Source organism: Massilia oculi (assembly GCF_003143515.1).
Taxonomy (GTDB): domain Bacteria; phylum Pseudomonadota; class Gammaproteobacteria; order Burkholderiales; family Burkholderiaceae_D; genus Telluria; species Telluria oculi.
Genome location: NZ_CP029343.1, coordinates 400,363 through 412,241 on the forward strand (window position 1 = coordinate 400,363; position 11,879 = coordinate 412,241).

Annotated in this window: 14 protein-coding genes; 11 read left to right on the top strand and 3 right to left on the bottom strand. The window is 65.4% G+C overall.

Features of this window, described 5'->3' with window-relative positions:
• Positions 1-4 precede the first annotated feature (4 nt).
• From DIR46_RS01725 to DIR46_RS01735, 3 genes are read left to right on the top strand one after another with little or no spacing between them, the layout of a single operon-like run.
• Positions 5-1,168 carry a sialidase family protein gene (locus DIR46_RS01725; RefSeq protein WP_109343700.1) on the top strand — a complete coding sequence of 388 codons (1,164 nt, stop codon included), beginning with the start codon at positions 5-7 and terminating at the stop codon, positions 1,166-1,168.
• On the top strand, positions 1,168-1,875 hold the full coding sequence (locus DIR46_RS01730) for a hypothetical protein (protein WP_109343701.1): 708 nt from the start codon (positions 1,168-1,170) through the stop codon (positions 1,873-1,875). Before DIR46_RS01725 ends, DIR46_RS01730 begins: the two co-directional genes overlap by 1 nt.
• A gap of 4 nt (positions 1,876-1,879) precedes the next feature.
• A complete protein-coding gene (locus DIR46_RS01735) occupies positions 1,880-2,701 on the top strand; it encodes a hypothetical protein (RefSeq protein ID WP_109343702.1) in 822 nt (273 codons plus the stop codon).
• A 95-nt stretch (positions 2,702-2,796) separates the two neighbouring features.
• Here the strand turns inward: DIR46_RS01735 and DIR46_RS01740 are convergent, their stop codons facing one another.
• On the bottom strand, positions 2,797-3,690 hold the full coding sequence (locus DIR46_RS01740) for a LysR family transcriptional regulator (protein ID WP_162819372.1): 894 nt from the start codon (positions 3,688-3,690) through the stop codon (positions 2,797-2,799).
• A 92-nt stretch (positions 3,691-3,782) separates the two neighbouring features.
• Between DIR46_RS01740 and DIR46_RS01745 the strand changes: the two genes are divergently transcribed.
• Positions 3,783-4,214, top strand: coding sequence for a PACE efflux transporter (locus DIR46_RS01745; protein ID WP_109343704.1), 432 nt, complete (start codon positions 3,783-3,785; stop codon positions 4,212-4,214).
• A gap of 7 nt (positions 4,215-4,221) precedes the next feature.
• Here DIR46_RS01745 and DIR46_RS01750 read toward each other — a convergent pair whose 3' ends face one another.
• Positions 4,222-4,674, bottom strand: coding sequence for a YybH family protein (locus DIR46_RS01750; protein ID WP_109343705.1), 453 nt, complete (start codon positions 4,672-4,674; stop codon positions 4,222-4,224).
• Between the two features lie 123 nt (positions 4,675-4,797).
• Between DIR46_RS01750 and DIR46_RS01755 the strand changes: the two genes are divergently transcribed.
• From DIR46_RS01755 to DIR46_RS01765, 3 genes are read left to right on the top strand one after another with little or no spacing between them, the layout of a single operon-like run.
• A complete protein-coding gene (locus DIR46_RS01755; RefSeq protein ID WP_109343706.1) occupies positions 4,798-5,235 on the top strand; it encodes an antitoxin Xre/MbcA/ParS toxin-binding domain-containing protein in 438 nt (145 codons plus the stop codon).
• A 3-nt stretch (positions 5,236-5,238) separates the two neighbouring features.
• Positions 5,239-5,925, top strand: coding sequence for an RES domain-containing protein (locus DIR46_RS01760; protein WP_109343707.1), 687 nt, complete (start codon positions 5,239-5,241; stop codon positions 5,923-5,925).
• Between the two features lie 11 nt (positions 5,926-5,936).
• A complete protein-coding gene (locus tag DIR46_RS01765) occupies positions 5,937-6,257 on the top strand; it encodes a DUF2288 domain-containing protein (RefSeq protein ID WP_109343708.1) in 321 nt (106 codons plus the stop codon).
• Positions 6,258-6,318: 61 nt separating this feature from the next.
• On the opposite strand, the gene DIR46_RS01770 is transcribed toward DIR46_RS01765, so the two are convergent.
• The gene (locus DIR46_RS01770; protein WP_502561187.1) at positions 6,319-8,301 is read right to left on the bottom strand and encodes a bifunctional 2',3'-cyclic-nucleotide 2'-phosphodiesterase/3'-nucleotidase; all 1,983 of its coding nucleotides are present in this window, start codon (positions 8,299-8,301) and stop codon (positions 6,319-6,321) included.
• Positions 8,302-8,466: 165 nt separating this feature from the next.
• Between DIR46_RS01770 and prfB the strand changes: the two genes are divergently transcribed.
• The 4 genes from prfB (at position 8,467) to lysS (ending at position 11,816) form a co-directional block, all read left to right on the top strand.
• Positions 8,467-9,571 (top strand): peptide chain release factor 2 gene (prfB, locus tag DIR46_RS01775; RefSeq protein ID WP_109343710.1). Its coding sequence is split into 2 segments (ribosomal slippage): positions 8,467-8,547 and positions 8,549-9,571, totalling 1,104 coding nucleotides; the frame shifts between segments, so codons are not numbered across the junction.
• Positions 9,572-9,586: 15 nt separating this feature from the next.
• Positions 9,587-10,045, top strand: a complete 459-nt coding sequence (locus DIR46_RS01780) for an HAD family hydrolase (protein ID WP_307719147.1) — start codon at positions 9,587-9,589, stop codon at positions 10,043-10,045.
• A complete protein-coding gene (locus tag DIR46_RS27700; protein WP_307719145.1) occupies positions 9,949-10,251 on the top strand; it encodes an HAD family hydrolase in 303 nt (100 codons plus the stop codon). The genes DIR46_RS01780 and DIR46_RS27700 overlap by 97 nt, the downstream gene beginning before the upstream one ends.
• 26 nt (positions 10,252-10,277) lie before the next feature.
• Complete coding sequence (gene lysS, locus DIR46_RS01785; protein ID WP_109343711.1) at positions 10,278-11,816, top strand: lysine--tRNA ligase; 1,539 nt, start codon at positions 10,278-10,280, stop codon at positions 11,814-11,816.
• Positions 11,817-11,879: the final 63 nt, after the last annotated feature.

The window sequence follows — 11,879 nt, forward strand, 5'->3', positions numbered from 1 at the left end:
GCGAATGGAGAATCCCCAGATCCCTCGGCCGCGCCCCCGCAACCTCGCCTTGCTCGGCTGCGTGCTCCTCGTGCTGCTCATGCTCGGCGCAGAGGCCCTGCGCTGGAGCCGCAGCGCCCATGCCGCCGCCCAGCCGAGCCTGGCCGGCGCCGTGCGCGGCGGCCCGGTCTCGCTCACCGAACTGTCGAGCACCCATATTCCGGCGCCGCACGGCATGCCGTCGGCCCACGCCAGCTCGATGACGCCGCTGCCGGGCAACCGCATGCTGGCCTTCTGGTGGGCCGGCAGCCGCGAGAGCGGCCCCGACGTCAAGGTGTACGCCTCGACCTGGGCCAATGGCGCCTGGAGCGCGCCGTGGATGGTCGCCAGCCGTGAATCGCTCGGCGCCGAACTCGGCTTCGGCGTGCGCCGCATCGGCAATCCGGTCGCATGGACCGACCGCGACGGCAAGATCCACCTGTACGTCGTCGCCACCGGCCTGGGCGGTTGGGCGGCCTCGCGCATCGCCCACATCGTGTCAAGCGACCAGGGCGCCAGCTTCCGCGTACGCCGCGTGCTGCCGACCTCGCCGCTATTCAATACCAGCGCGCTCGTGCGCACCTCGCCGCTGGCGCTGAGCGACGGCGGCTGGTGGCTGCCCGTCTATTTTGAAATCGGCAACAAATACCCGATGCTGATGGCGTTCGACGCCCAGGGCAACCCGACCTCGCTGGCGCGCATCGGGAGAAGCACCTCGACCCTGCAACCGGCGATCGTGGCGGTGTCGAAGACCGAGGTGCGCGCCCTGCTGCGCGACGACAGCGACGCGCGCCGCATGCAGCATGCCGCCAGCCTTGATGGTGGCGCCAGCTGGCAGGATCTGCCGGCGCTCGACCTGCCCAACCACAATACCTCGATGGCGGCCATCCGCCTGTCCAGCGGCCAGTTCCTGATGCTGTACAACCACGCCGCCGACGACGCATCGGCGAGGAGCGTGCTGCGCCTGTCGATCTCCGACGACATGCGCACCTGGCGCACGGTGGCCGACATCGCCAAGGGCCAGGCCGGCGACGAATTCTCGTATCCGACCCTGCAGCAGGTCGGCGATGAACTGCACGTGACGTACACCTGGCAGCGCCAGGCGATCGCCCACCACCGCTATCGCATCAACGCCGGAGGAACCATTTGATGAACCTGCCGGATCTCTCGACGCAAATGCTGTACGGCCGCCTGGGCTGGGCGATCGTCCTCGCCACCCTGGTGTGCGCGCTGTGGCGCCGGTCGGCGCCGATGTCGCGCATGGCGCTGGCTTCGGTGATGGCGCTCTCGCTCGCCGCGATGGCCCTGCCGGGCGAACTCTCTCCGGCCTGGTGGCTCGGCCTGGCTTTCCAGTACCCGAGCGGACTGCTGGTCGGCTGCTGCCTGCTGCGCCTGGCCGAGCGCTGGAACGGGTTCCGCCGCAGCCAGGTCATGCCGCAGGCGCTGGCCGGCGTGCTGGTCGTCAGCGGCGCCCTGCTGTATCTCGACGCCGTCGGTTTCCTCGCGCGCGGCTTCTACTATGCCGGCTTCGGCCTGGCCGCCGCGCCGCTGCTCGGCATCGCCGCCGCCATCGTCTGCGTGCTGGCCATCCTGCGTGGCCATGCGCGCGGGCCGGCGGCCAGCCTGCTCGGCGCGCTCGCCCTCTTCGCCCTGCTGCGCCTGCCGACCGGCAACCTGTGGGATGCCCTGATCGACCCGCTGCTGTGGGCGTGGGCCGTGGCCGCCCTGCTGGCCGCCGCGCTGCGCCGCACCGGACGCCGCGCTTCCGACCGCCGGCAGGAAGCTGAACCCGATCCGGTCCCAATGCCGGCCCTGCAGCCGCTGGCGACCGAACATTTTTCGTCTTTGAAGGAGTAATTTAGTGGTAGATAACAAATGGTACAAGCATCCGGTGATCGTCTCGGCCACCATCATCAATGCGTTCTGCCTGCTGCTGGCCCTGATCTGGGCAAACAATCCGCATGAACTGTCGCGCCTGCTGGTGGAAGACGGCATCGTCGAATGGATGCAGTTCCTGGCATTTTCCCTGACGTCCGGCCTGCTCGGCTACGTCGCGATCGACCGTTACAGGACCGAGGGTTTCAATCTCGGCGTGCTGGTGCTGGCAGGCCTGACCGGCCTGGTCGCCCTGGCCGCGCTGGAAGAAATCAGCTGGTTCCAGCGCATCCTGAACATCCAGTCGCCGGAATGGTTCCTGCAAAATAACCGCCAGGCCGAGACCAATCTGCACAACCTGGGCTTCGGCGAAGAGAGCCTGCACAAGGCGGTGCTGCTGAAGCTCATCGTCATCAGCGGCCTGATCCATAACCTGTTCCTGCCGCTGCTGGCGCGCAAGCGTCCGGCGATCCGCGACTTCGTCGAGCGCTTCGGCCTGTACCTGCCGCCGCTGGCCGCTTCGGTGCCTTACCTGGTCCTGGTGATCCTGTCGCACCTGCTGGTCGACCATCCACGCAAGGGCGAGCTGGGCGAGACCTTCGGCGCGGTGCACTATATGGCCACGGTGTTCGGCGCCTACTTCGTCGGCGTCGCCTATCACAAGAAGCCGCTGTTCGAAGGCATCAACGCACGCCGCGTGTCGGTGCTGTTCACGCTGCTGATGTTCTATCTCTTGATGACCGGCTGGATGCTCAGCGCCGGCGCCGGCGCCGATGCGGCGCTGCTCAGCGGTATTGGCAAGGACTGAGACCCTCCCCCCCCCCGGCATGCGCCCGCGTGCCGATGCATTTCCCGGGTCGGCCGCTGCGCCATCGCGCCGACCCGCATGGTTCCGGCGATCGGTCAGCCGCCGCCCTGGCGATATTCGCTGAACACCTCTCCCATGAAATCCACCACCGCGCGGATGCGCGCGCTCGTGCGCAGGCCGCTGTGCATCGACAGCCAGATATCCTGGTCCAGTTCGGAAATATGGGGAATCGCGGCGACCAGCTTTTCCTGGTCGGCGGCCAGGAAGGTCGCCAGCACCCCAAGGCCGGCGCCATGCGCCACGCCATCCAGGATTCCGAGTCCATAACTGCAGCGCATCCACGGCGCCGCAGCGCCGGGCAGAGCGCGCAGCCAGCGGTCCGACTGGAATTCCGCGCGCGGCTCGTCGAAACCGACGAATGGCAGGCTGGCCCAATCGCGCCGCGCCAGCGCGTCCGCATGGCGCGCCGCCACTTCCTGGCTGCAGTAAAGGCCGAAGGACAAGGTGCCGAGCCGGCGTGTCACCAGGTCGAGCTGTTCCGGGCGGAAAGGCCGGATTGCGATGTCCGCTTCGCGCTGGGCCAGGCTGTACGGGCGGTGCGAAGTCACGATTTCGACCTCGACGTTGGGAAAGCGCTCGTGGAAGCGCGCGAAGCGGGTCGTGAGGAAGTACGACAGCCACTCATCGGTATTGATGCGCACGATGCCTGCGGCCGCATGCGCATCTTGCCGGTCGCCGCTACGCTCGATGTCGAGCGCGATCTCGCCCATCTGGCCGGCCCGGGCGACGATGTCGGCGCCGAACGCCGTCGGCACGCAGCCGCCCTGGAAACGCTCGACCACTTTTTGCCCCAGCACTTGTTCGAGGTCATCGAGCCGGCGCGACAGCGTCGCCGGGCTCAGCCCAGCCTTGCGCGCCGCGCTGCGCAGGGCGCCTTCCTGCACGATCAGCAGCAGCAGGCGCAAGTCATCCCAATCGATATGTTTCATATTTGAAGCATGATGCCTCGATTTTTCCTCTGTGCATATATTTATCGTGTGTGCCATGATGCGGCCCCACCCAAGCACAGAGGTTGCCTGATATGCGCACTTTCCGCGATCGCGTTCGACACGCGCTCCTGTTCGAGGCCGTCGCCCTCGCCATCTTCATTCCGGGATCGGCCGCCCTGTTCGACCAGCCGGCGGATCACATGGGCGTGATCGGCGTCGCCTCCGCCACCATCGCCACCGTCTGGAACTTCGTTTTCAACATGGGATTCGACCGGGCCATGCTGCGCCTGCGCGGCAGCGTCGACAAGACGATGGCGATCCGGGTCGCGCATACATTCCTGTTCGAGGCGGGACTGGTCGCAATGCTGATTCCGCTGATTGCCTGGTACCTGGGCATCGGGCTGTGGGCGGCATTGCTGATGGACCTTGCCATCGTCACCTTTTACCTGGTGTATGGCTTCCTGTTCAACCTGGCGTACGACCGTGTGTTTCCCATTCCGGCCACGGCGCCGCACGGCGCCTGATGCCGTGTCATGGCGGCTGGCTCCTGCAGTCGCACCCGCTGTCGAACACGACCGCCCAGCGCCCCGGCGCTTCGAGCCGCCATACCGAATTGAAGGTGCCGATCCGGCGCCCGGCCGTGTCGCGGATCGGGCCGGTGCTGTAGGCCAGCGTACCGGACTCGACCACCTCGACCCGCTCCGGTTCCCAGGAGAACGGCGGCTGCCGGCCGTCGTAATAGCGGCGCCAGGCGTGCAGTACCGCTTCCTTGCCGCGCTGGGCGTCGTTGTCCGCCATGAACACCGCCTCTTGCGACAGGTAGTGGCCGAAGCCTTCGAAATCGCGCGCCGCCATGGTGGCGGCAAAAGCCCGCTCGTGCGCCATTACCTGACTGCGCAAGTCGTCATGCGACACCCGCGCGCGGCCGGCGGCGATCACGGCCACCAGGCAAATAATGATCAAGGAGAGCGAACTGAGGCGCATGGAGTCCGATGAAACTTTGCTGTTTGGCAATCGAGCGATTCTGTCATGCTCGGGTGCGCTTGACAACCGCCTCTTGCACGCCATCCTGAAACGGAGTATAAATACTCCACGATCGGAGGAATCATGAGTTTAGCCTACGCTTATCCCAAGAGCCGCTTCGAGCCGGCGACCCTGGTCGACCTCAATTCCCGGGCCGAGCGCGAACGGTTGTCGCAGTCGGCGCTGAAGGGTTTCTTCCGCCTGGCCGCGGCCTGGAACCTGCGCGACGACGATGCGCGCGAACTGCTTGGCGGCCTGTCGTCCTCGGCGTTCTACGACTGGAAGAAGAACCCCGACCGGCTGCTCGAAGTCGACCGCATCACCCGCATCTCCTACCTGCTCGGCATCTACAAGAGCCTGCACATCCTGTATGGCGACAAGCTGGCCGACGAATGGGTCCAGCTGCCCAATACCAACCCCATTTTCGCCGGCCGCACGCCGCTCGCCTTCATGCTCGGCGGCGGCCTGCTCGCGATGCAGAGCGTGCGCCGCCTGCTCGACGCCCGCCGCGGCGGCCTGTGATCGATGGGCAAGCTGCGTCCGCGCCTGACCCCGCTGCGCCAGAACGATACCTGCCGCCTGATCCCCTCGCGCTTCGCCGACATGGAAGACTCGGTGCTGGCGCCGCTGGCCGAGAGCGACGACGTGCTGCGCGACCTGTTCGACCTCGACAACGCCACCAACGACCGCCTGCGTGGCGAGTCCGGCCTGTTGCCGGGCATCGGCGTGGACGAATTGGTGTTCGGCGTGCCGAACTTCCGCATCATCAATGCCGCCTTCACCTATGCGCGGCCCGAGGGCAGCCGCTTCAACGACGGCGAACGCGGGGCCTGGTACTGCGGCTTCGATGCCGAGACCTCGCTGGCCGAGGTGATCTTCCACAAGACGGTGGAATACGCCGAGATCGACCGTTTCGACGACAGCGTCACCTACCAGTGCCTGCTGGCCGATTTCAGCGCCAGCTTCCATGACGTGCGCGCCATCGCCGCCTACGAGGACTGTCTCGACCCGGGCAGCTACGTCGCTTCGCAGGCGCTGGCGAACGAGTTGCTCGAGGGCGGGTCGATGGGGGTCATCTATCCCAGCGTGCGCCATCCGGGCGGCACCTGCCTGGCCTGCTTCCGGCCTGCACTGGTCGGCAATGTGCGCAAGGCGCAGACCTATCGGTTAACATGGGCGGGTTCGCCGCATCCTGCGGTCGAGATTCCTTGAACAGATTCACGATGAAAACCAGACCCGAGAAAGACACCGAACTGCACGACAAGATCAACCGCGAGACCGGCCGCATCAAATGGAGCGAGCTGCAGCGCCACTTCGCCAGCGGCTCGGTGATCTGGGTCAGCGAAGCGCTGGACCTGATCGACGTCGCCCTGCGCGTGGCCCACGACGATCGCGAGAGCGTGGCGCGCTGGATGAACGAGGGCAGCGTGGCCAAGGTCAGCGATGCGCAGGCGCAGGGCTGGCTCGAGGCGGATGAGGTCTTGTGGGCGTCGGTGGTGAGCCCGTTCGTGCTGGTGCAGGCCGAGAAGAAGCAGCTGCACTAGGAACCCATCCCGCCAGGTTCCAGGAAAAACGCCGGCACGAGCGCCGGCGTTGTCCATTCACTTACTTCGACAGGTCCACCGCATACAGCGCGGTGCCCTTGCCACTGCCATCGTCGGCCTTCACCTGGCTGACGTTGTCGATCCCCGCCTCCCGGGCCAGCGCGACCAGGTCCGGCGCCGAATGGAACACCACCGGTCCGGCCGTCTTGACCTGCGCGAAGCGCCAGCTGCGGGCCGCGCCCTGCGTCTTGCGGCTCAATTCCTTTGCGTCGCGGATGTAGTCGATCAGGATGTCGCGGTTATTGTCGGGCGAAGCCAGCACCACATTGCTGCCATCCAGGCCCGGGAAGCCGCCGCCGCCGCTGGCGCGGTAGTTATTGGTCGCCACCAGGAATTCCTGCCTGGCCTCGACCGGCTTGCCCTGGTACGACAGCTTGCGGATACGGTCGCCCGGCGCCCGCGTCACGTCGATCTCATAGCTGACGTCGGGCGAGGTGATGGTATCGAAATTGAAGCTCGGGAAGCGGCTGTTGACCAGCTCCTGCGCCTCGGTCCTGGCAGGATCGATGGTGTTGAAGCGCCCCGCCGCCGTTTCCAGCCACGCCTTCAGGCCGGCGCCGTCGACCTTCACCGCATACAGCGAATTCGGGAACAGGTACAGGTCGGCCGCGTTGTTCAATGCCAGGTCGCCGGCCGGCACGTCGGTGTAATCGGCCACGGTAGGAAAGCCGGCCTTGAATGGCGCCGTCACCGACAACACCGGCAGTTTGGCGTACTGCGGCAGGTTGGCATGGACATACTTGCGGACATAGTCGGCCTGGGCGCGGTTGACCACTTCCAGCGCTGAAGGATCGCCGACGTCGGAGAAATAGGTCGTCATGCGGAAGCTTGACCTGCCGACCGGGGTCTTGACGTAGGCCATGGTCGCCTCGTGCTCGGCGCGCACCAGCGCCGTGACTTCGGCGTCCGGCTCGACGAAGGTCTTCGGCCCGGTCTGGGTCGAACGCGCCTCGACCACGGTCTTGTCCTTCTCGACCTTCCAGCGCTTGCCGTCGGAGGTCAGGTGAAGCTGGACCACGCCCAGATGCTTGCCCCACTGGCTCGGCATCACGGCCGGCACGCCGTGCACCAGGCCGCGCGCCTTGTCCACGCCCGGCAGGTTGAACTGGGGCACGCTGCTGTCCTTGTTCGGGAACAGCTGGTGAGAATGACCCATCAACACCACGTCGACACCCGGCACCCTGGCCAGGTGCCAGTTGGTGTGTTCCATCTTCGGCGAATAGGCGGCGTCGTCGAGGCCCGAATGGCCCAGCACCACCACCAGTTCGGCGCCCTTCTTGCGCATCTCGGGGATGTAGCGCTCGGCGCTGGCCTTGACGTCGACCGGCTTGACTCGGCCCTCGAGCCAGCGCTTGTCCCAGGCCATGATCTCGGGCGGCGTGAAGCCGATGATGCCCACCTTGACCGTGCTCTCGACCCGCTTGCCGTCCTTGCCGGTGGCGACGATCTTCTTGTCGATGATCTTGTAGGGCGCGAACAGCGGCCCGTTCGTCTGCAGGCTGTGGATATTGGCCAGCACGATAGGGAAGTTCGGGCCGGCGCAGGGCTTGGCCTGCGGCGCGACGTCCTTGACCTTGAAGCTGCTGCCGGTGATCTGGTTCAGGAATGGCAGGCCGTAGTTGAACTCGTGGTTGCCCACCGTGCCGCCCTCGTAGCCGAGCGCGTTCATGATTTTATAGATGCCCAGCACCTGGTCGCAGCGCGGCGGCTTGACCAGCGCCTGGTAATCGGCGAAAGCCGTGCCCTGGATCGTGTCGCCATTGTCGAGCAACAGCGTGTTGGCGAATTCCTTGCGCGCCTGCCGGATCAGCGTGGCGGTGCGGTCGAAGCCGATCGAGGCGTCCGGCGCCAGCTTGTAGTAGTCGTAGCCGACCACGTTCGCGTGCAGGTCGGACGTCTCGAGCACGGCCAGCACGGCGCTCGAACCGCTCGGGGCCGGGGCGGCGTGGACGGGAAGGATGAGCAGCAGCGGCGCGAAGGCCATGCCAATTTGGTAACGCAAAATGCGGTTCATGGGGAATCCGGGAAACTAGACGGGGCCGATGATACGGCAGCGGCGACCAGCGTGGCAATCCATACGGCTTCGTCGGCGCAGTCGTCAGGTATAATCCCCGGTTCGATTCAACCAACCAATGAGACTGCCGAGACCATGGAAGCCGAACGCATCAACGCCATTTCCGCCCTGCTGAACGACCTGACGGGTCGTGAGGCCGAACTTCGGAGGTATCTTTGACTTCGATAAGAAGTCGGAGAAACTAGAACAGGTCAACCAGGAGATGGAAGATCCATCGATCTGGAACGACCCGAAGAAAGCCCAGGAAATGGGCAAAGAGAAGAAGGCGCTGGAAGGCGTCGTCCTCGTGCTCGAGAAAGCCAAGGCCGACCTGGCCGACGCCAGGGACCTGTTCGACATGGCGCGCGAGGAAGGCGACGACGACACCATCGAAGCGGTGTCCGGCGACCTCGATGAAGTACAGAAGGTCATCGAGGCGATGGAGTTCCGCCGCATGTTCAGCAATCCGATGGACCACGCGAACTGCTTCATCGACATCCAGGCCGGCGCCGGCGGCACCGAAGCCCAAGACTGGGCCTCGATGCTGCTGCGTCAATACCTGCGCTACTGCGAACGCAAGGGCTTCAAGGCCGAGATCCTGGAACAGTCCGAGGGCGAGGTCGCGGGCATCAAGACCGCCACCATCAAGGTCGACGGCGAGTACGCCTATGGCCACCTGCGCACCGAGACCGGCGTGCACCGCCTGGTGCGCAAGTCGCCGTTCGACTCGGCCAACGGCCGCCATACCTCGTTCACCTCGCTGTTCGTGTATCCCGAAGTGGACGACTCGATCGAGATCGAGATCAACCCGGCCGACGTGCGCATCGACACCTACCGCGCATCGGGCGCCGGCGGTCAGCACATCAACAAGACCGATTCTGCGGTGCGCCTGACGCACGGCCCATCGGGTATCGTGGTCCAGTGCCAGAATGACCGTTCGCAGCACCGCAACAAGGCCGAGGCCTGGGACATGCTGCGTGCGAAGCTGTACGAGCTCGAACTGCGTAACCGCATGAGCGAGCAGCAGAAACTGGAAGACTCCAAGACCGACGTCGGCTGGGGCCACCAGATCCGCTCCTACGTGCTCGACCAGTCGCGCATCAAGGACTTGCGTACTGGCTTCGAAACGGGCAATACCAAGAACGTGCTCGACGGCGATCTGGACGATTTCATCTCCGCATCCCTCAAGCAGAACGTTTAACAAGGTAGAGCCCCGATGACCACACCCGCCCGCGCGCTGATCTTCGACATGGATGGCACCATCGTCGACAATATGGACTTCCACACCAGGGCGTGGATCACCTTCTTCGCGCGGCGCGGGAAAGTCATCGAGCCCGATGCTTTTTTTCGCGACACGGCCGGCCGCCAGGGCAAGGAAATCCTGCGCCACTACATCGGCGAGGACCTCGCCGACGACGAGCTGGCGACGCTGAACCACGAGAAGGAAGCGCTGTACCGCGAACTGTACGGTCCGCACCGCGCCACCCTCCCCGGCTTCGACGCCTTCATCCAGGCTGCCGGCGCCCGGGCTGGAAGCTGGCGGTGGCCACCTCGGCCTCGCCGGGCAGCGCGCGCTTCATTCTCGACGAGATGGACTTGCGTCCCCGCTTCGACGCGGTGGTGGTCGGCACGGTCGACGTCCCGCGCGGCAAGCCGCATCCGGACGTCTTCCTGAAGGCCGCCGACCGCTGCGAGACGATGCCGGCCCAGTGCATCGTATTCGAGGACGCGCCGTTGGGCGTGGAAGCGGCGCGCCGCGCCGGCATGCGCGCGGTGGTGCTCACCACCACCCTGCCGGCCGAAGCGTTCGCCGAATTCGACAACGTCATCGCCATCGTCAACGATTTCACGCAGCTGGACGTTGAAACCCTGCTGGCCTGAATCAACCAAGACTAGAACACCATAATATGAACACCGAAAACCAAGAACAGGCCCCGCTGCCGGCGGCCGACGAGAACAAGATCATGGCCGAGCGCCGCGCCAAGCTGGGGGCGATCCGCGAAAAAGGCGTCGCCTTCCCGAACGACTTCGTCCCGCAGCACAAGGCGGCCGACCTGGTCGACACCTATGGTGGCAAGACCCGCGAGGAGCTGGAAGCCGAACCGGTCGCGGTCAGGCTGGCCGGCCGCATGATGCTGCGCCGCGAAGCGGGCAAGAAAGCCGCCTTCGCCACCCTGCAGGACAGCTCCGGCCCGGCCGCATCGGGCCGTATCCAGGTCTATATCGCGCTCGACAACGCCGGCGAAGAAGCCATGGAAGCGCTACGCAGCTACGACCTGGGCGACATCCTGGGCGTCGAAGGCACGCTGTTCAAGACGAAGACCGACGAACTCACCGTCAAGGTGAGCGCGCTGCGCCTGATCACCAAGGCGATCCGCCCGCTGCCGGACAAGTTCCACGGCCTGGCCGACCAGGAGACCAAGTACCGCCAGCGCTACGTCGACCTGATCATGAACGAAGAGACGCGCCGCACCTTCAAGGCGCGTACCGCCGCGATGTCGTCGATGCGCCGCTTCATGGAAAAGAACGGCTTCATGGAAGTCGAGACCCCGATGCTGCACCCGATTCCGGGCGGCGCCGCGGCCAAGCCCTTCATCACCCACCACAATGCGCTGGACATGGAAATGTACCTGCGCATCGCGCCGGAACTGTACCTGAAGCGCCTGGTCGTGGGCGGCTTCGACCGCGTGTTCGAGATCAACCGCAACTTCCGCAACGAAGGCGTGTCGGTCCGTCACAACCCGGAATTCACGATGATGGAATTCTATGCGGCCTACACCGACTACAAGTGGATCATGGACTTCACCGAGCAGGTGATCCGCCAGGCCGCGATCGACGCCCAGGGCAGCGCCGTGCTGAGCTACGGCGGCCGCGAGCTGGACCTGTCGAAGCCGTTCCAGCGCCTGACCATCGTCGAGGCGATCGACAAGTACGCGCCGGGCTACACGCCGGAGCAGCTGAACGACGCCGAATTCATCAAGCTTGAATTGAAAACGAAATTCGGCGTCAAGCCGTTCGCCACCGCCGGCCTGGGCGCGCTGCAGTTGGCGCTGTTCGAAGAGACCGCCGAAGCGCTGCTGTGGGAGCCGACTTTCATCGTCGACTATCCGGCCGAAGTCTCGCCGCTGGCGCGCGCGTCGGACACCCGTGAAGGCGTGACCGAGCGTTTCGAGCTGTTCATGGTCGGCCGCGAGATCGCCAACGGCTTCTCGGAGCTGAACGATCCCGAAGACCAGGCTGCGCGCTTCCTGGCCCAGGTGGCCGCCAAGGACGCAGGCGACGACGAGGCGATGTTCTACGACGCCGACTACATCCGCGCGCTCGAATACGGCATGCCGCCGGCCGGCGGCTGCGGCATCGGCATCGACCGCCTGATGATGCTGATCACCGATTCGCCGAATATCCGCGACGTGCTGCTGTTCCCGCACTTGCGCAAGGAAGACTGATGTAACGAAGCCGCCGAAAGGCGGCTTTTTTGCTTGAAGCGACGGGTTGGATGGACGGCAAGC